This is a genomic window from Desulfotruncus arcticus DSM 17038 (genome assembly GCF_900113335.1).
Classification (GTDB): Bacteria; Bacillota; Desulfotomaculia; order Desulfotomaculales; family Desulfallaceae; genus Desulfotruncus; species Desulfotruncus arcticus.
The window spans coordinates 55,682-73,497 of record NZ_FOOX01000023.1 but is presented as its reverse complement, the minus strand read 5'-3'; the positions used below and the strand labels follow the sequence as shown (position 1 = coordinate 73,497).

The window sequence follows — 17,816 nt, the reverse complement described above, 5'->3', positions numbered from 1 at the left end:
AAAAGTGTATCGCTCTTCCTGCCCGCTGGATTGCTACTCGTCCTGCGGGCTGTTGATATATGCTGAAAACGGCCGGGTAACAGCTATTAAAGGTGACCCCGGCCATCCTCTTACCAAGGGTAAGATTTGCACCAAGGCTAAAAAGCATCTGGACAGGTTATACAGCCCTGACCGCATCCTCCACCCGCTGGTGCGCAGGGACGGTGTTTGGAAACGCATTAGCTGGGATGACGCCTTGGATCTTTGGGCCGGCAAATTGATAAGTATTAAAGAGCGCTATGGTTCCACCGCTGTTTTGCATCATGATTGCACCGGGTCAAACGGAATTTTGCGTGGGCTGGGTTCCCGCTTTTTCAACATCTACGGGGGGGTTACCGAGCCGCAGGGCAGCCTTTGCTGGGGCAGCGGTTATGCTGCTCAATTGCTGGATTTCGGTGCTTTACAGATGCATGAATGGGAAGATCTGCTTAATTCAAACACTATTCTTCTCTGGGGGCGTGACCCCGCCCGCACTAATCCGCACCTGCTGTGCGGCCGGCGGGGCGAAGATTATCTCTATTAACCCGGTGCGCGTACGTACCGGTATCATCGGTCTGCAGCATATTTCACCGCGCCCCGGCACCGACGGCGCTTTGGCTCTGGCCATGGCCAACGTAATAATTTCAGAAAATTTGGTTGAGCATGCTTTTATTACAGAACATGTTTTAGGCTATGATGAGTTTGCCTTATCTGTGCGGGAGTTTAAACCGGCGCAGGCTGCTGCCATATGCGGCATTAATGCGCCTGAAATTGAGAATTTAGCCAGGCGTTATGCCAAGCACGGTCCTTCAGCTATATTATTCGGTTATGGAATGCAGCGCTATGCCAATTCAGGCCGCACCGTTCGCTGTATTGACGCTCTGGCTGCCATCACGGGCAATATAGGGATGCCCGGAGGCGGAGCTAATTATGTGCAGAGGCATTGGAAGCAGTTCTTGGCCGACCTGTCGGGTCGGGAGTATGCGCAAGCGAAACGGTTGTTTCCCTGGCCCGCACTGGCCCGCCAAATCATGGAAGCCCAGGACCCACCGGTTCGGAGTATTGTTGTCACCCGCTCCAATCCGCTTAATCAATTGCCCAATATCAACCTGGCCCGGCAAGCTTTTAAGGCTACCGATTTTGTAGTTGTAATTGATTTCTTTATGACCGATACCGCCGCTGAGGCTGATTTGGTGCTGCCGTGCACTACTTTCCTCGAAGATGAGGATATAGTTATCTCCTCCTGGAACAATTATGCCAACTTATACTCCGGCGGTTATTAAACCTTTGGGTGAATGCAGGTCGGAACTCCGTATTTTTACCGAGCTGTCCCGGCGCCTTGGGCTGCTTTCGGAATTTGGCGATTTGCAGCCGGAGCAATGGCTCCAGCGGGCGCTGGCTCCCGCCGCGGAACTGGGTATTACTATTGAGACATTGCGCCGGGGGCCGGTACGTAACCCGCTGTCCCCCCAAGTGGCCTGGGAAAACAAGGCGTTTGCCACTCCCAGTGGCAAATACGAGCTATATTCCCAGCGGGCTGAACAATTGGGGTTGGAACCGCTGCCCGTCTACCAGCAGCCGGCCTCGGACAGGGAAGACCGGAAAAAGTATCCTTATCACCTGCTTACGCCGCATCACCGTGATTTTACTAACTCTCAGTTTTGGAACCTGGAATCCGGGGAGTGGCTTGCCCGGCTTCCCGAGGTGGAAATGCACCCGGAGACCGGCGCTGATATGAAACTTGCAGAGGGTGACAGCGTATGGGTTGAGTCCCCCGGCGGGCGGCTTAAAGGGATTGTCCAGTTTAACAGTGGCATAAGCCCGGGAGTAATAAGCGTATTTCAAGGGCGCTGGATCAACCAGGGCGGCGGGGTGAATGTTCTGACTCCGGACATAATATCCGACCTGGGAGACGGGTCATGCTACTATGATTGCCGCTGCCGGATAACCCCGCTAAAAGCGGCGCCTTAACCCGGGGGGTTTTTTGCTCTGCCGCCAACAAAACTTGTTTTTGGACAAACTTCCTTATCAATTGCATTAAATTATAATACCAAACTCAACTTTTATTTGCATCAATGTACAATACAATATTTCATTGTATAATATTAGCAATGAGGTGGCGGTCTGATGTTCGCTTACTTTATTTCAGCCAAGAATAGAAGGAGGCGTGATCTTTGACCAATGAAGAATTTCAAAGCTTGGTTTTAAAGCAGCTTCACTCACTTACAGAAGGGCAATCACGCATTGAGTCCCGTATGAATAAGCTAGAATCAAAAGTTGACAAATTGGAACTTAGCGTGGAAACTGAAGTTATTGATAAAATACGTGTTCTATTTGACGGTTACAGCTTGCGCGGTGATCAAATTGATAAATTGCAAAAACATATTGATGAAAGGCTTGACAGCATCGAAATCGACACCGGTTATCTTGTATCAAGGGTAGCCAGGTTGGAAAAAATGGCAAAATAAAAACTGAAGAAAATTGTAGTATAAAGAAACTTAATTTTGTTTGAGTGAAATTACTATCTTATTGCTGTCGGTGACAAGATCGACTGCATAAAAATTTGGTAAATTCCTGGTAATATCCCACTTTAAAAAATTGCTCTGATAGATATAACTTAATAAGGTTCCATCGATGGTGGTTTCACCGAAACAAAACGAACGGGGAATAAAAAGGACTTCCCTTCCGCCCCGGGCTATTTTGAAATCACCTGTAACTTCAAAGCTGGTACCGGTGTCCAGGGTTATCCCGGAAAAAATTGTTTGCTTTGGTTCAAGATTAATATTGACGGGTGCCTGAGACAAGGCGGTTCCCTGATTTACTTTGGAATTTAAGGTTTTTTCCGTAAACTCAACCTGAATACCCCCAAGTATAAAACCTACCCTATCCGGCATAAACTCTTCCGGTGGCAGTGAACTGAGCTTTTCCATGACACCGGTGATGGTGGCGTTAGTCTCCGACCAACGGTCCGCAGAGAGGGTAAGCCTGGCCTCCAGTTCAGCCGATTGACTCTTTAACCGGGCCAGGAAATTAGACCGTTCAGTTTTTGTTTTTTGCAGCAGGGTAATCGCCTGTTGTATTTTTTTGCGGTCAGCGGCAATTGAAGCACTAATGCTATCAATTTCTTTCAGCTTATTTTCGTTTTTGTTTTTCAGGTTTTCAGTTTGATTATATATTTGAACGTAGCGGTCAACTGTTGCCGATATTAGGAATAACCTGTTGGTAAAATCGTTAAAATCAGAAGCGGACAGGAAAACGTCAAGTAAGCTGGTGTAGCCAAACCTGTAGATGAAGGACACCATTTGTCCAAGCCTGTTTTTTTGTTCGAGTAGATCGGTAGTAATCACTTCAAGATCTGCTTTGGCCCTGGCGGCATTTTGCTCATTGGCGGCAAGCTTCTTTTCCAGAGATTCTTTTTCCTTTAGCCCGGCTTCAATCTTTTGATTGATGGTGATTAATTCCGCTAAGATTTGGTTTTCTTGATTTTGTAAATCGGAAACGAAGTTGTTAGTCAGACTGCCTGCCGCCGGTATTTGAGCAGCCGTAAACGTGGCTATGAAAATAAAAAGCAGTATTATACCTGCCTGTCGTCTATATTTTTCATTCATAGTCATTTCGCTCACTCTTCAGTCAATTATCACATTATTAATTAATAGTTCTAATTTTCGATGATTATTCCTTCCTAATAATAAAAACGAGCCAATCACATGGATTGGCTCATTGACCCCAAAGGGGAAATTATAATCTATCCTCGTCAGTTCCTTGTTCAATTAGTGAGGTTATGTCCATGCTGTTTTCTTCGTTTAATTCCGGTAAAGCTATCTTCAGCCCGGAATCCGCCTGTTGAGAAGAATCACCTTTTAATTCAAAATCCAATAAGGTGCCGCCTGTTGAGGGGTTAGATGCTTTAGCTGACATAACCATCTGTGAATCAGCTCGTTTGGCCTGATACATATATGTTTGGTTTAGTGTGCCGCTAATATTGTTGCCATCTATGGTTTTAATGTCCAGCGAGGCGTTGGCGTTCGTATTGATATTGTTCTTACTGCCGGTGGTCTTGCTGGTGATAGTGATTTCTCCCGGCAAACCGCTGGTTTCGGAAAGTTTAAGTGTTAATTTGAATTCTTTGGCAGCGCTGGGAGGCAGGGAAGCCTGGTAATAGAAATCCTGAACCTGAACAAACTGAGACATCAAATGGATCTGCTCTTTGGTCGGGAAACTACCATCAGCCACAGCTTTGTCAATCCCGGCAATGATATCTTCTCGCATGGTTTCAGGATCAAGGTCGGGGTTGGGACCGTACATGGTGGACATCCCAACTATAATACCGGCAAACCGCTCCTTTTCATCCCTAACCTTAAGTAATACGTTATAGATAACATCCTCCAACCCTGCCTGGTCAAGCTTAAAAGTAACACCGCTAAGAGAGGCGGTGAAATATTGATCAGGGATTGCTTCAACCAGGAAAACCAGTAAATCTTTAAGTTCCTGCGGCGCTTGATTATCACGGTACTGCAGCATAGATTCCCATACACCCGACATTTCCTCCCGGCTGAAATACAAATAGTCGGGATACTGAGCAATGTCCCCCATCTGGGTCTGAGGGAATAGTTCTGCAATCATTTCCAGAATAGCTTTGTTAATAATGACCTTGTCTCCACTTAAACAAACCTGTCCGTTGTAACTTTGGCCACCAACATTAACGGTTAAATCAAGGGCGCCGGTTTTGTCAGGCGTGCTCATTTGGTTGGACAAATCAAGAGTTGCCCCTTGCAGCAAATTGTATTCCTGGGTAAGGTCGCCAGCCAGTTTGGAAATTTCATAATGTGCGTTACCGGTTGATTTATTGTAAATTTCCTGATCAACGCCGAAGTTCATATTATTTATTTGATTGATCAACAATTGCTTGGCGGACAAGTTGGCAGCTCCTGTTGTCAGGGCTGCACCCAATACTATTAAAAGTGTTACCGTTATAGCGATAAGTCTCTTATTTAGAATAGCGATCCTCTCCTTTTTAAGGTAAATTTAAATACGGCTCCGGTTAATTAAGCACCTCCACTCTGGTATTTTTCTTTTAATATATTTTATCATAGCAGATCTTCAGGTGTTTTGGGGGGGATTTTTCTAAACATGATATAATACTTAAATAAAAGCTTAACAGGGGTGATTAAGTGAGTAATAATGCAAGCAACATAGTTGAAGTCAGGGGTTTTTCCTTTATTAAAGAGATATTTGACCAGCGCGGGTGGCCTTTTCCAATGATGTTTAAGCTGGATGAAGAATGTACTGCTGCGGAACTGGCGGAAAAACTGGAATTGCCCCGGGAAAAAATAGAGGGCGTCTTTATTAACGGCAATGCCGGGCCGCTGGACCGCACTGTTCGCCCCGGCGACAGGGTGGCTTATGTTCCGCCCGGAACCCCCGGACCTTACCGTGTTATTTTAGGACTGGTCAACCCGGCCAATAAAGTTGAAAAATAATAGCACTAAATTAGCATGTGAGATAAAATTGTCATTGATATTGCAAAATATCACAAAATATTAATAAGGAATATTTGGCAACTATTCAGCATTATAATTTTTTAGCAGATAGGAGACAGAATGAGAGAGCCGGGCTCATGGTACTCTGACTACTGAATTGTGATTCCTGAATACTAAAAAATAAAAAATAGCTTTGGATGAACAATATACTCTATTATGCAAAACGCTTTGAAGTTCATTAATTTAACCAGGGAGTGAAATTTGATGCAAAATAAAACTGAAGCAATAAAAGCGGCACTTAGTAAGGCGGCACAGGAAGGGAAGTTAAGCTGCACCGCCGCCAGAAAGCTGGCCGCTGATTTAGGGGTATCACCAAAAGAAATCGGCAAGGTTGCTGACGAACTGGAAATAAAAATTTTTGCTTGCGAGTTGGGCTGTTTCTAGGAGGTATAATGATGGCCGAACTGTTCCAGGATCTGTTCCAGGCCCGCACGGTTGAAGAGGCAAGGACTATCATCGGCGGGCATATTAATATAGGTGGCATTGAAAAGGTATTGTTATTGGAATCACCTGGCCGGCGGCTGGCCGAGGATGTTCGGGCGCTGGACGCCGTGCCCGGCTTTGACAGGTCTACTATGGATGGTTTTGCGGTTAAGGCCCGGGATACTTTTGGTGCCTCTGAAAGCCTGCCTGCTTACCTGGATGTAACCGGTGAAGTCCTGATGGGGCGAGAGGCAGTGGGCAATATCGGGACCGGCCAGGCCTGGCGCATACCCACCGGGGGGATGCTGCCGCCCGGTGCTGATGCTGTGGTGATGGTGGAATATACCGAGGAACTGGATGATCGAACCATTGGTGTGACCAGGCCGGTAGCACCAGGTGATCATGTGGTTCGCTGTGGTGAGGATATCTCACCGGGCGCCAGGGTGCTTTCCGCCGGGCAGATTATCCGTCCCCAGGACCTGGGCCTGCTTTCGTCCGTGGGCCTGACCGAAGTTGCGGTGGCCCTCCCGATCAGGGTAGGCATAATTTCTACCGGTGACGAAGTGATTGAGCCGGGCTGCAGCCCGGCACCCGGCCAGGTGCGGGACATCAATTCCTACGCACTGTACGGTCAGGCTGCCGCCTGTGGGGCAAAACCTTGCATTTACGGTATCGTCAGGGATAGCTATGAGCTGCTTCTGGACAAGGTAAGGCAGGCGTTGGCGGAGTGTGACATTGTGCTGCTGTCAGGGGGCAGCTCGGTGGGAGTGCGGGATGTGGCACATAAAGTAATCGACAGCCTGGGTTTTCCAGGTGTTTTGTTTCACGGAATTTCCATCAAGCCCGGAAAACCTACGGTAGGGGCGGTGGTGGACGGCAAGCCGGTGTTCGGGCTGCCGGGACACCCTGTTTCAGCTATGGTTGTTTTCGAGCTGCTGGTTACACCGCTGCTTAAATATGGGATCTACCGGAACAACCCACTGGAGTTTCCCGTGCGGGCCCGTATGACCAGGAACATGCGGTCGGCCGCCGGAAGGGAAGATTATCTCAGGGTCAGGCTCTACAAAGACGAAGAGATTATCGTAGCGGAACCTATACTCGGCAAATCCGGACTGATCAGCACGATGGTCCAGGCCAACGGGCTGGCGCGCATACCGGCGGAAAAAGAAGGCGTTGAAGCCGGAGAGTACGTTGAGGTTAAACTGATTTAGAAACGGAGTGAAATAATGAATAAACGGGATGTTTACCTGGAGGACAAGCCTTTGCAACAGGCGCTGGAGGAATATCTGGCCCACCTGGCCGGGGTGGGGGGGCTGGACCCAGGTGAAAATGAAATAATTCCAGTGGAGGAAGCGGCGGGACGGGTAACTGCAGTTCCTGTGTTTGCGCGATCTTCTTCGCCGCACTACCATGCTTCGGCAATGGACGGGGTGGCGGTGTGTGCGCTGGATACCTTCGGCGCCTCGGAGGCAACGCCAAAACTGCTTACTATGGATGAAAATGCCGTAATAGTTGATACCGGCGATCCCATTCCCCCGGGTTGCGACGCTGTAATTATGATTGAAGATGTCCATTTTATTGATGAAAAAACCTTTGAAATAACTTCCGGGGCGGTGCCTTGGCAGCATATGCGGGAAATTGGCGAGGACGTAGTGGCCACGGAGATGATCGTCCCGGCCAACCACCGGCTGCGTTCCTTTGATTTGGGCGGCATTCTGGCCGGCGGGGTGACGGAAATCGCAGTGCACCCAAAGCCGAAAGTTGGGCTTATGCCCACAGGTACTGAACTGGTGCAGCCCGGGGCTGAACTTAAGCCCGGGGATATTATTGAGTACAACACCAGGGTTTTAGGCGCAATGGTGGCGGAATGGGGCGGTAGCCCGCAGCGGCTGGAAATTACTGCCGATAACTATGATGCCCTGAAGGAGCGACTGCAGAAAGCGGTAGAGGAGTGCGATATCGTTTTAATTAATGCCGGTTCATCGGCCGGCAGGGAGGATTTTACCGCCCAACTGATTGCAGATTTGGGGCGGGTTTTAACCCACGGAGTTGCCATCAAGCCGGGCAAACCCGTTGTCCTGGGCGAGATTCAAAATAAGCCTGTGGTGGGAGTGCCGGGCTACCCGGTTTCAGCGGTGCTGGCGGCGGATTTGTTCGTCAAGCCCGTTGTGTACGCCAAACTTGGTGCCGTACCGCCTCAGAGAGAAAAAAGCGAAGCCATAGTTTCCCGTAAAATAGTTTCACCTATGGGAACTGAGGAATTTATCCGCGTAAAACTGGGTAAGGTGGGAGAAAAAATTGTTTGCACGCCAATTTCCAGGGGCGCGGGTGTAATTATGTCGATGGTCCGGGCCGATGGAATGCTCAGAGTTTCCGGATTGTCCGAAGGGTACAAGGCCGGGCAGGCGGTGCAGGTGGAATTGATGCGCCCTTTGGAAGAGGTAAATGAAACCACTGTCATCATTGGCAGTCACGATATCGCCCTGGACGTTTTGGCCAACCACTTGCGTAAAAGATTTCCCAGTGCCACGTTATCTTCTGCCCACGTGGGCAGCCTGGGCGGGTTGAATGCATTAAAGCGGGGCGAGGCTCATTGCGCTGGAACCCACCTGTTGGACGAAGAGACCGGGGATTATAACGTTTCCTACATAAACAGGTTTTTAGCCGGACAATCCGTGGTTTTAGTGAATCTGGTGCACAGGGAGCAGGGATTAATCGTGGCCCCCGGCAACCCCCATCAGATTCGTGGGGTTGATGATTTGGCCGCAAAAAGGCTTAATTATGTAAACAGGCAGCGCGGTGCGGGGACACGGATACTTTTCGATTACAAATTAAAACAAAATGGTATTGCCCCGGACGTCATCCAGGGATATGAAAGGGAGGAATATACGCATATGGCGGTGGCGGCCGCGGTGGCCTCCGGATCGGCTGATGCCGGGATGGGCATCAGGGCGGCGGCGCTGGCGCTGGAGTTGGATTTTGTTCCCGTGGTAGAAGAACGGTACGACCTATGCATACTGGGCGAGTACTTTAACACACCCTATATTCAGAGGCTGCTGGAAGTTATGGCTGAGCCGCAGTTTCAGCAAGATGTTTTTTCTTTGGGCGGGTATGATTTAAGGGATTGCGGCAAGATAATGTATGAAAGTAGAAGCTGACCCGGGTCTGATTATTGGCAGTTGATCCTCTCTCCCATGGTATAGATGTTCATCCTGTTACCACGGGCGAAGCCAACCACAGTGACATTTAGCTGACCGGCCAGTTCCAGGGCCAGGTCGGTGGGCGCGGAGCGTGAAATAATTACCGGGATGCCCAGCCGGGCCGTTTTGAGCACAATTTCGGAGGACACCCGCCCGGAAAACACCAGTTGTTTATCGCCGGGATTGATGTCGTGCAGCAGGCACCACCCGGCTATTTTGTCCAGGGCGTTATGCCGCCCGACATCTTCAAAAAAAGCGATTACATCGCCCTTGCAGCCCAACGCAGCGCCGTGGGCGCCCCCTGTGGCGGTAAATAATTCGGATCTGCGTTCTGCTTCGCTGCGCAGAGAAAAGATTTCGGTGACGTGAAGATGTAATTCTGAAATAATTGGCTTGATGTCCGAATCGTTAATAAAGTAAAAGGATGCCCTGCCCCGGCCACAGCAGGACGCAATATGCCTTTTCAGAAAATTATTTTTAATGTTAATTGGATTTTTTGTTTCAACCCAGGCCAGACCGTCGTTTTTATTATATTCGAAAGCGGTTGCTTCACCGGCCGAGGCGATCATTCCTTCGGCAAATAAGAATCCCAGGCAAAGCTCGCGCAGGTGCGTTGGCGTACAGATCATGGTTACCATTTCAACTTCGTTAACGTACAGGGTGACGGCTGTTTCACATACCACCACATCTTCCTGAAACTCGCGCCGTGACTCTGAAATTTTTTCAACAGTGATGATCTTCCTATCGTTCAATGCCTTTCCTCCTGCGCGTTATTTGACTTATATTTTATCCGAGAGGTCAAATGTTGTGCAAGGAAATTTCTATTTAACTTTTTTTAAGTGGACCCCGCTAATATTAGGAGGCGTAAATGATGTTTAAAGTTGCCGTATTAACTATGAGTGACAGTGGAGCCAGGGGAGAACGGGAGGACAGCAGCGCCGCTGTAATCCGCGAACTGGTTGAACAGCAGGGCTGGTCCGTTGGAGATTACAGGGTGGTGCCTGATGATTATGACACCATCGTTGAAACTCTGATCGACCTGGTTGACCACGGCAAGCACGATTTAATTCTAACGACCGGAGGTACCGGCCTAAGCCCGCGGGATAACACCCCTGAGGCGACACTCGCCGTGCTGCAAAAGGAGGTACCCGGCCTGCCGGAGGCCATGCGTATGGAAAGCTTGAAAAAAACCAACCGGGCCATGTTGTCAAGGGCGGTGGCAGGTGTGAGAAACAGCACCTTAATTGTTAATCTTCCCGGCAGTCCCCGTGGCGTGCGGGAGTGCCTGGAGGCGATCATGCCGGCGCTGCCCCACGGGCTGGAAATCCTAACCGGCCGAGCCAGCGAATGCGCGTCGTGAAAACCTTTCTTTTAAATTTTGGTAATTACGGAAGATTTATATGTATATTTAAATTATTCCGGTGGGAAAATATTTCTAGAAATAAAGTTGAGGGTTATATTTAAGCAAGAAAAATATAGAAGGAGAAATCAAAAGCTAGAGCCAAATAAATTGCCCTTTTTAGACAAGATCTGGACTATTTTTTCTAAAAAAGCGCTTGCTTTTGGTTTGCTCGTTCTATATTATATTACTTGGATGTTAGCACTCAACTCTAATGAGTGCTAACAAATTAAAACCGCTCAATAAAAAAAATATCCTAATATCCAAAAGGAGGGGTTTTTGTGATCAGACCTTTAGGGGACAGAGTTGTAGTTAAACAAGTACCCAGCGAAGAAGTTACTAAAAGTGGTATCGTTTTGCCGGATACGGCAAAAGAAAAGCCGCAGCAAGGTGAAGTTGTGGCCGTTGGTTCCGGCAGACTGCTTGACAGCGGTCAGCGCGTAGCCATTGACCTTAAAGTTGGGGACAAGATTCTGTTCTCCAAGTACTCAGGCAATGAAGTTAAGATTGATGATGTAGAATACTTGATTCTGCGTGAAATGGACATTCTTGGTATAATCGTATAAAGCTGTAAGCAAAGCGATTACAAAGTAATTAATAGTATACCATGATCATAGAGGGAGGTAAGACAATTGGCAGGTAAAGATATTATTTTCCGTGAAGATGCCAGGAAAAAGCTTGAAAAAGGTGTAAATGCCTTAGCCGAAGCTGTTAAAGTTACCCTTGGCCCCAAAGGCCGCAACGTGGTTTTAGAGAAGAAGTTTGGTTCCCCCATGATTACCAATGACGGGGTTACCATTGCCAGAGAGATTGAACTGGAAGATCCATTTGAAAACATGGGTGCCCAGCTGGTTAAAGAAGTTGCCACCAAAACCAACGACGTAGCCGGTGACGGAACCACTACCGCAACTGTTCTGGCCCAGGCTATTGTTCGCGAAGGTTTGAAAAACGTGGCGGCCGGCGCCAATCCCATGATTATTAAGCGCGGTATCGAATTGGCTGTGGAAAAAGCCGTTGACGCCATTAAGGGTTCCGCCAAAACTGTTGAGAGCAAATCAGCTATCGCCCAGGTTGCTTCCATTTCCGCCAACGACAGCTCCATCGGCAATCTGATTGCCGATGCAATGGAAAAAGTTGGTAAAGATGGCGTAATCACCGTTGAGGAATCCAAAGGTATCGGGACCACCCTGGAAGTGGTAGAAGGTATGAATTTTGACCGGGGTTACATATCCCCCTACATGATTACCGATACCGATAAAATGGAAGCCAATTTGGATGATCCGTTTATTTTGATTACTGACCGCAAAATCTCCGCTGTTGCCGATATCCTGCCTGTTCTGGAAAAAGTAGTGCAGTCCGGCAAAGCGCTGGTGATCATTGCTGAAGACGTGGAAGGCGAAGCTCTGGCCACTTTGGTACTGAACAAACTACGTGGAACCTTCACTTGCGTGGCCGTTAAAGCTCCCGGTTTTGGCGACCGTCGCAAGGCTATGCTGGATGATATCGCCATTCTTACCGGTGGCACCAAAATATCCGAAGAAGTTGGCCTCAAGCTCGACAAGGCTGATATCGGCATGCTGGGCCGTGCTTCCAAGGTTCGCATTAAGAAAGAGGAAACCATTATCGTGGGTGGTGCCGGTAAAACCGACGATATCACCGGCAGGGTTTCTCAAATTAAAAAGCAAATCGAAGAAACCACTTCCGATTTCGACCGGGAGAAACTGCAGGAGCGTCTGGCCAAATTGGCCGGTGGCGTGGCTGTAATCCAGGTGGGTGCTGCCACTGAAACCGAAATGAAAGAGAAAAAGCTCCGCATTGAGGACGCCCTCAACGCTACCCGCGCGGCTGTTGAAGAAGGTATCGTATCCGGTGGCGGCGTGGCCTACGTACAGGGAATCAATGCTTTAAACGACATTACTCCCGAAAACATGGACGAAAAAGTCGGTGTTGATATTGTCCGCCGGGCCTTGGAAGAGCCCCTGCGCCAGATTGCCAGCAACGCCGGCATGGAAGGTTCGGTTGTGGTTGAAAAGGTTAAAGTTGTCGACCCGGGTGTAGGCTTCAACGCCCTGAGCGGCGATTACGTCAACATGATTGATGCCGGTATCGTTGACCCGGCCAAAGTGACCCGCTCTGCACTGCAAAACGCTGCCAGCATCGCGGCCATGATCCTCACCACCGAAACCCTGGTGGCGGATAAGCCGGAACAAGATAAAGGCATGGGCGGCGGCATGCCTCCTGGCATGGGTGGCATGGGTGGCATGGGCGGCATGATGTAAGACGGCCATTTAGCCCAGTAATATCAATGTTTTCAATGTGGGCAAAGCATATTTGCCCACATTTTACCCACAAGGTGTAAAAATTAGAGGTCTCTCATTAGTTCAGCGAACTTATGAGAGGCTTCTTTCTTTTTCGGTTTGGTTACGTGGAGATATATCCTCCTTGTTGTACCCAACGGAACCAAAGCTTAGATACGGAAGTGAAGCAATGACAAGAATTAGCCAAGCCCAGGCCAGAGAGATAAGGTTGCTCACCAGAAGAAAAAAGAAACCGGTAAGAATATCAATTGTCCAATGGGACGCGCAACTCATCACGGGTGGAGTGTGGATTCAAATACCATTTGTGCCGCCTACATTAAACGTTTGGAAAGACTGGTACTGGGCAAAACAGGGGCGATACAAGAAAGACCTTATTGCGGCTAGTCCAGGGGCTGCTGCTGGCCTTTCGGCTGCCCAGGTACCGGTGAGCAACAGTGAATTATTTACTACCACGCTACCCATCGACGCAGAGACCCGGTGGATAACTATGCACCTAAGTTTCTTATGGATTGCTTTAGTGAAGGGTGGCGTCTTGGTTGATGATAACGGGTGCCTGGTGAAGGTTCCGCGGTAGGGATGGAGTTTGATTCGATTAGGCCCAGGACGGAGATAGTGGCAGGGAGGCCAGGGTCCAGACCCTGGCCCCGCCGGTTTAGATAAATGGCTATCGAGTTGATTTAAGACATTTCTTCTCTAGCATCAAATCGATTAAGTGTTTCAGATACTACAAACCCAAAAACGAGGGCACCTATAAAGTCTGTTACTGCCGTACCCATAGTCAGCGGTGTAAGCTTAGGTACGTCTGCTATATACGTTAAAGAATAAATAGCAAACCAGGATAAAACAGCAAAAAGAAATCCTTTAAAAATGTAATTTATGCTTGTTACGAGTTTGGAAACAAGATAAGCAAATATAATTCCTAAAAAGCCTACAAATATTAATTGAATGAGAAAGAAAAATATAGCTTGTAAAGCATTGGTAGGGCTATGCCCAGTGATAATAATACTGGGCCAGTCTAAAAAACGTAAATTGGCGATATTAAGGTAATAAGATATATAGCTTATTATGTTCATTACTATTCCACCCAGTACTCCAGCTATAAAACCTCTAGTTGTTCTATCTTGTAATATCAAGTAAATCAACCTCCAGATGGTTTGATTAGTTTTATATATTTTAACCGCAGCAATTAAAAGTAATTCTGTATTGTGGGTTTTGTATAAAGGAGCGTGGTTTTTGTGGATTACCTGATGCCGGTCAGTGCAAAAAATAGAATTACGTCATTCAGGAGCTTTGAATCTGTGGTGTAAATAAGGAACTCACAGATCGCGGTGGTTGGTGATGGTATTTATTGTGCAGGGTGTTTAAGTAAAAAATGGGGCATGAAAATGGGTATTTAATATTTAATTAGGTATTAATTTTAATTGGTTTTTTGAACAGATTCTAAAATTTTTATTGCATTTCCAATTAGAGTGTCAGATTTACTTACTGAATCCATTAGAATTTGTTCATGATCAATTTTTACCTTAGTGCCAGATGAAATTTGAATAAAACCTTTAATGATTGTTAAGTGGTTCCTGAGATCTTCTAATATAATTTGTAATTCATCTATTTTTTTCATGGATATCTTATACACGATTATTCACTCCTTTAAATAAATAAGCCACTAAATATTAATTAGTGGCCAAAAAAAATAATACTCATGCCCCAAGGCAATTTTTTTCAAGCTCATACTATTTTTGATGAATAATATGTCAAGTCCTGTAAAAATAGGTCTAAAAAAAGTATTATTTTCCAACATAAAAACATATATTTCGGCAGTATTTTTCTTTTGGAAACAAGCGCTAGGCGGAGGAACCGGATAAGCTTGGGAGGGGCGGAGATAGTGGCTAAACAAAAGATTCGTGCGGACATGTAGGCCTTCACCTGGACTGACTGGCTTGAGATAACCCCGGAGCTTTGGGCGATGGTGAGGCTGGGGGAGATTACGGGTGATATATGAAATGTGAGACAGAGATGGAACTGTGGGTTATTGGGCATCCTGTGATGGCAAAAAACAGGCTGTGGAAATGATGCCAGCTATGCAGGCAACTGCCCAAACCAACACCATCTTTGGATTCTCATTGTCTGCTGGGTTGCTCATAAGCTGCTGGACCTGACCTGACTCCTTTGGCTAAAAATATCATAGATGCGACTGGGTATTAAAAACTTTTGCAAGCTTTGGCAGTATTGCTTTATTTGATTATCGTTGTTTATTGATTAATAGATCGAACTACATGGGCGGCATGATGTAATAGCCCAAAACCAAAGAGAATTCAGTTAGGCTCCGCGTACGCGGGGCCTCTTTACATTGATGGCGGTAATTGACATGCATATCAGCCGGTGGTAAAGTTAATAATATCTTTGTAAAATAGGGATTAGGTGGGATTTTATGCCGTTAGTCAGTGATATTAAACAATTAATCGGAAATACTCCGCTTTTTGAGCTGAAGTGTATCGGTAAAGGGCTGCCGGGGCGCGTCCTGGCCAAACTGGAGAACTATAACCCAGGTGGCAGCATCAAGGACAGGGTTGCCCTGTCAATGATTGAGCATGCTGAGAAAAGCGGTATCCTGCACGCTGACAGTGTGATCATCGAGCCCACCAGCGGCAACACCGGCATTGGCCTGGCGCTTGTCTGCGCCGCCAGGGGTTACAGGTGCATTATCACCATGCCTGATACCATGAGCATGGAAAGGCGCAACCTGCTTAAGGCGCTCGGGGCGGAAGTGGTTTTAACTCCCGGCGCTGAAGGAATACCCGGGGCTATCCGGCGGGCTGAAGCTCTCGCCGGAGAAATACCGGAAGCCATCATCCCGGGACAGTTTGACAACCCTGCCAATCCTGCAATTCACCGCCGCACCACCGCCGAAGAAATCTGGCGGGATACCGGGGGCCGAGTTGATGTTTTGGTTGCCGGTGTAGGTACGGGGGGTACCATTACCGGGCTGGGGGAAGCTCTAAAAGAAAAAAATCCCGGTCTGCGGGTAGTTGCCGTGGAACCGGCGGAATCGCCTGTTTTATCCGGTGGCGAGCCGGGACCACATAAAATTCAGGGCATTGGAGCCGGTTTTGTGCCAGGGGTTTTAAACATGGACATTCTGGATGAAATATTTAAGGTTAAAGGAGATACCGCTATAGAAACAGCAAGGCGGCTGGCCGGGGAAGAGGGGCTGCTGGTGGGTATATCGGCGGGAGCCGCGGCTTTTGCTGCGCTGGAACTCGCCGGCCGTGAGGAAAACAGGGATCGTACGATTGTAACCATATTCCCGGATACGGGAGAAAGATATCTATCCACCGAATTGTTTCAGTATTGAAACGAGAGGGAACTACTGGAGTGCCACCTGAGCGCCAATTACAAGTAACGTGAGAATTTTGCCGGGTATATTAGCAAACTAACTAATGGAAGAAGGAACTGCACCAGAATGTCACAACCTAAAATAAACCCTTACCTTGCTGTCATTATCGGCGTTATTGCGGTATCTTTCGGCTCAATTTTGGCCAAGGCGGCAGATGCGCCGTCACTGGTGATAGCTTTTTACAGGATAGGATTAACGGTTTTAATGCTTGCCCCGGTAACGCTGGCCACCAGTTGGACCGAGCTGCGGTCAATGAGTCGCCGGGATGTGGCGATGGCCTGCCTGTCGGGGCTTATGCTGGCATTGCATTTTGCCACCTGGATAACCTCACTTAATTACACCACCATAGCCAGTTCAACAGTGCTGGTTAACATGCACCCGCTGTTTGTTATCACCGGGGGCTACTTGTTTTACAAGGAAAGAATCAGCCCCAGCGGTATTTTGGGTGCGGCTTTGGCACTGGCCGGCTGCCTGGTTATTGGAATCAGTGACTTTCGCATTGGGGGGCAGGCCCTGTACGGGGACATATTGGCCGTAATCGGAGCCATTACCGTTTCGGGCTATATGCTGGTGGGACGTGGGCTCAGAAATCACCTTTCGTTATTGCCCTATATTGTTATTGTATATTTTGTATCATCAGTTGCTTTGTTAATGGCGGTATTGGCTTATGGGTTGCCTTTATCAAATTACACGCCCAATACGTGGCTTATGTTCTTTCTGGCGGCTCTGGTCCCTACGATTATGGGACATACTGTATTTAACTGGGCTTTTCGCTACGTTAAAGGGGCAGTGGTTTCGGTAAGTATACTGGGAGAACCTGTTGGGGCGACTATTCTGGCTTATTTTATCTTTCAGCAGGTGCCTACTTTTTCCCAGTTGGCCGGTGGGCTGATCATCCTGGTCGGGCTGGTGATTTTTATTCAATCCAACGCCCGGAGTCAAAACAGCAGCGCAAACTAGCTTTTACGGGAGGTAAACAAATGCTGGTTTTTTCAGTACATACTGCTGCGGGTTGGCTAAGCGCGGCCTTTAGTAAAAAAGGCCTGGCAGCTTTGACTTTGCCTGCTGAAACAAAGGATGCAAGTATCAAAAATTTAGAAGCAATGGGAATCAGTGCTTACTCCAGCATGGATTCCCTGAAACAGACGAACTATTCCGGGTTTGATCAGCAGCTGCAACGCTATTTTGACGGTGAGCCGGAAAAATTTGAAATTGCTGTTGATTGGTCGGTGTTTACTCCGTTTCGGCAAAAAATTTTAAAGGTGGTCAGGGATATACCATACGGCACAGTGCTTTCGTACGGGCAGGTGGCTAACCTGGCCGGATGTCCCCGCGCCAACAGGGCGGTGGGAGGAGCGCTGGGCTCGAATAAAATTTTGATCATTATCCCCTGTCACAGGGTTATTTACGGTGACGGAACGCCGGGTGGATTCGGCAGCGGTCTGCAGTGGAAATCGCATTTGCTGGCCCTTGAAGGTTTGGCGCCTGGGCCCGGTGGAAAATACCCGCTAGCTGAAATCTAGG

At 47.9% G+C, this 17,816-nt stretch carries 19 protein-coding genes and 1 pseudogene; 15 read left to right on the top strand and 5 right to left on the bottom strand.

Annotated elements, in window-relative coordinates; translation table 11 throughout:
- Nucleotides 1-4 precede the first annotated feature (4 nt).
- The 3 genes and pseudogenes from BM056_RS27555 (at nucleotide 5) to BM056_RS23000 (ending at nucleotide 2,486) form a co-directional block, all read left to right on the top strand.
- Nucleotides 5-1,301 (top strand): annotated as a pseudogene (locus tag BM056_RS27555) (molybdopterin-dependent oxidoreductase).
- Nucleotides 1,273-1,989 (top strand): molybdopterin dinucleotide binding domain-containing protein, encoded by a 717-nt coding sequence (locus tag BM056_RS27050; protein ID WP_238456624.1) that lies wholly within the window; start codon nucleotides 1,273-1,275, stop codon nucleotides 1,987-1,989. Before BM056_RS27555 ends, BM056_RS27050 begins: the two are co-directional and overlap by 29 nt.
- A gap of 203 nt (nucleotides 1,990-2,192) precedes the next feature.
- The gene (locus BM056_RS23000; RefSeq protein ID WP_092475053.1) at nucleotides 2,193-2,486 is read left to right on the top strand and encodes a hypothetical protein; all 294 of its coding nucleotides are present in this window, start codon (nucleotides 2,193-2,195) and stop codon (nucleotides 2,484-2,486) included.
- Nucleotides 2,487-2,516: 30 nt separating this feature from the next.
- On the opposite strand, the gene BM056_RS22995 is transcribed toward BM056_RS23000, so the two are convergent.
- A complete protein-coding gene (locus BM056_RS22995; protein WP_092475052.1) occupies nucleotides 2,517-3,632 on the bottom strand; it encodes a coiled-coil domain-containing protein in 1,116 nt (371 codons plus the stop codon).
- Nucleotides 3,633-3,756: 124 nt separating this feature from the next.
- Nucleotides 3,757-4,935 (bottom strand): hypothetical protein, encoded by a 1,179-nt coding sequence (locus BM056_RS22990; RefSeq protein ID WP_092475049.1) that lies wholly within the window; start codon nucleotides 4,933-4,935, stop codon nucleotides 3,757-3,759.
- 254 nt (nucleotides 4,936-5,189) lie between these two features.
- Here BM056_RS22990 and BM056_RS22985 point away from each other — a divergent pair, with 254 nt between their 5' ends.
- The 4 genes from BM056_RS22985 to BM056_RS22970 all read left to right on the top strand — a co-directional run bounded on the left by BM056_RS22985 (nucleotide 5,190) and on the right by BM056_RS22970 (nucleotide 9,139).
- Nucleotides 5,190-5,498, top strand: coding sequence for a MoaD/ThiS family protein (locus BM056_RS22985; protein ID WP_092475046.1), 309 nt, complete (start codon nucleotides 5,190-5,192; stop codon nucleotides 5,496-5,498).
- Nucleotides 5,499-5,762: 264 nt separating this feature from the next.
- Complete coding sequence (locus BM056_RS22980; protein WP_092475043.1) at nucleotides 5,763-5,942, top strand: hypothetical protein; 180 nt, start codon at nucleotides 5,763-5,765, stop codon at nucleotides 5,940-5,942.
- Nucleotides 5,943-5,953: 11 nt separating this feature from the next.
- Complete coding sequence (locus tag BM056_RS22975) at nucleotides 5,954-7,192, top strand: molybdopterin molybdotransferase MoeA (RefSeq protein ID WP_092475040.1); 1,239 nt, start codon at nucleotides 5,954-5,956, stop codon at nucleotides 7,190-7,192.
- Between the two features lie 15 nt (nucleotides 7,193-7,207).
- Complete coding sequence (locus BM056_RS22970; protein WP_238456623.1) at nucleotides 7,208-9,139, top strand: molybdopterin biosynthesis protein; 1,932 nt, start codon at nucleotides 7,208-7,210, stop codon at nucleotides 9,137-9,139.
- A gap of 11 nt (nucleotides 9,140-9,150) precedes the next feature.
- On the opposite strand, the gene fdhD is transcribed toward BM056_RS22970, so the two are convergent.
- The gene (gene fdhD / locus BM056_RS22965) at nucleotides 9,151-9,933 is read right to left on the bottom strand and encodes a formate dehydrogenase accessory sulfurtransferase FdhD (RefSeq protein WP_092475034.1); all 783 of its coding nucleotides are present in this window, start codon (nucleotides 9,931-9,933) and stop codon (nucleotides 9,151-9,153) included.
- Between the two features lie 119 nt (nucleotides 9,934-10,052).
- Here fdhD and BM056_RS22960 point away from each other — a divergent pair, with 119 nt between their 5' ends.
- From BM056_RS22960 to BM056_RS22945, 5 genes are all read left to right on the top strand, one after another.
- A complete protein-coding gene (locus BM056_RS22960) occupies nucleotides 10,053-10,541 on the top strand; it encodes a MogA/MoaB family molybdenum cofactor biosynthesis protein (RefSeq protein WP_092475031.1) in 489 nt (162 codons plus the stop codon).
- A gap of 18 nt (nucleotides 10,542-10,559) precedes the next feature.
- A complete protein-coding gene (locus tag BM056_RS26430) occupies nucleotides 10,560-10,805 on the top strand; it encodes a hypothetical protein (RefSeq protein ID WP_165613680.1) in 246 nt (81 codons plus the stop codon).
- A gap of 56 nt (nucleotides 10,806-10,861) precedes the next feature.
- Nucleotides 10,862-11,146, top strand: coding sequence for a co-chaperone GroES (gene groES, locus BM056_RS22955; protein ID WP_092475029.1), 285 nt, complete (start codon nucleotides 10,862-10,864; stop codon nucleotides 11,144-11,146).
- A 66-nt stretch (nucleotides 11,147-11,212) separates the two neighbouring features.
- Nucleotides 11,213-12,859: a chaperonin GroEL gene (gene groL, locus BM056_RS22950; RefSeq protein WP_092475026.1), complete on the top strand. Its 1,647-nt coding sequence runs from the start codon at nucleotides 11,213-11,215 to the stop codon at nucleotides 12,857-12,859.
- A 208-nt stretch (nucleotides 12,860-13,067) separates the two neighbouring features.
- Complete coding sequence (locus tag BM056_RS22945; RefSeq protein ID WP_114319311.1) at nucleotides 13,068-13,472, top strand: hypothetical protein; 405 nt, start codon at nucleotides 13,068-13,070, stop codon at nucleotides 13,470-13,472.
- A gap of 103 nt (nucleotides 13,473-13,575) precedes the next feature.
- On the opposite strand, the gene BM056_RS22940 is transcribed toward BM056_RS22945, so the two are convergent.
- Nucleotides 13,576-14,031 carry a YqhR family membrane protein gene (locus tag BM056_RS22940; RefSeq protein WP_092475021.1) on the bottom strand — a complete coding sequence of 152 codons (456 nt, stop codon included), beginning with the start codon at nucleotides 14,029-14,031 and terminating at the stop codon, nucleotides 13,576-13,578.
- A 284-nt stretch (nucleotides 14,032-14,315) separates the two neighbouring features.
- Nucleotides 14,316-14,516, bottom strand: a complete 201-nt coding sequence (locus BM056_RS22935) for a hypothetical protein (RefSeq protein ID WP_131820825.1) — start codon at nucleotides 14,514-14,516, stop codon at nucleotides 14,316-14,318.
- A gap of 810 nt (nucleotides 14,517-15,326) precedes the next feature.
- On the opposite strand from BM056_RS22935, the gene cysK reads away from it, so the two are divergent.
- The 3 genes from cysK (at nucleotide 15,327) to BM056_RS22920 (ending at nucleotide 17,815) form a co-directional block, all read left to right on the top strand.
- Complete coding sequence (cysK, locus tag BM056_RS22930; protein ID WP_092475015.1) at nucleotides 15,327-16,250, top strand: cysteine synthase A; 924 nt, start codon at nucleotides 15,327-15,329, stop codon at nucleotides 16,248-16,250.
- A 108-nt stretch (nucleotides 16,251-16,358) separates the two neighbouring features.
- Nucleotides 16,359-17,252, top strand: coding sequence for a DMT family transporter (locus BM056_RS22925; RefSeq protein WP_092475012.1), 894 nt, complete (start codon nucleotides 16,359-16,361; stop codon nucleotides 17,250-17,252).
- A gap of 20 nt (nucleotides 17,253-17,272) precedes the next feature.
- Complete coding sequence (locus BM056_RS22920) at nucleotides 17,273-17,815, top strand: methylated-DNA--[protein]-cysteine S-methyltransferase (protein WP_092475009.1); 543 nt, start codon at nucleotides 17,273-17,275, stop codon at nucleotides 17,813-17,815.
- Nucleotide 17,816 lies beyond the last annotated feature (1 nt).

Bases quoted from the DNA above. Each gene is read 5' to 3' on its own strand.
- BM056_RS22935 (WP_131820825.1), bottom strand. From the start codon at position 14,516: ATGAAAAAAATAGATGAATTACAAATTATATTAGAAGATCTCAGGAAC.
- BM056_RS27050 (WP_238456624.1), top strand. From the start codon at position 1,273: ATGCCAACTTATACTCCGGCGGTTATTAAACCTTTGGGTGAATGCAGG.
- BM056_RS22945 (WP_114319311.1), top strand. From the start codon at position 13,068: ATGACAAGAATTAGCCAAGCCCAGGCCAGAGAGATAAGGTTGCTCACC.
- BM056_RS22960 (WP_092475031.1), top strand. From the start codon at position 10,053: ATGTTTAAAGTTGCCGTATTAACTATGAGTGACAGTGGAGCCAGGGGA.
- BM056_RS22970 (WP_238456623.1), top strand. From the start codon at position 7,208: ATGAATAAACGGGATGTTTACCTGGAGGACAAGCCTTTGCAACAGGCG.
- BM056_RS22995 (WP_092475052.1), bottom strand. From the start codon at position 3,632: ATGACTATGAATGAAAAATATAGACGACAGGCAGGTATAATACTGCTT.
- BM056_RS22925 (WP_092475012.1), top strand. From the start codon at position 16,359: ATGTCACAACCTAAAATAAACCCTTACCTTGCTGTCATTATCGGCGTT.
- BM056_RS22980 (WP_092475043.1), top strand. From the start codon at position 5,763: ATGCAAAATAAAACTGAAGCAATAAAAGCGGCACTTAGTAAGGCGGCA.
- BM056_RS22975 (WP_092475040.1), top strand. From the start codon at position 5,954: ATGGCCGAACTGTTCCAGGATCTGTTCCAGGCCCGCACGGTTGAAGAG.
- cysK (WP_092475015.1), top strand. From the start codon at position 15,327: ATGCCGTTAGTCAGTGATATTAAACAATTAATCGGAAATACTCCGCTT.
- BM056_RS22920 (WP_092475009.1), top strand. From the start codon at position 17,273: ATGCTGGTTTTTTCAGTACATACTGCTGCGGGTTGGCTAAGCGCGGCC.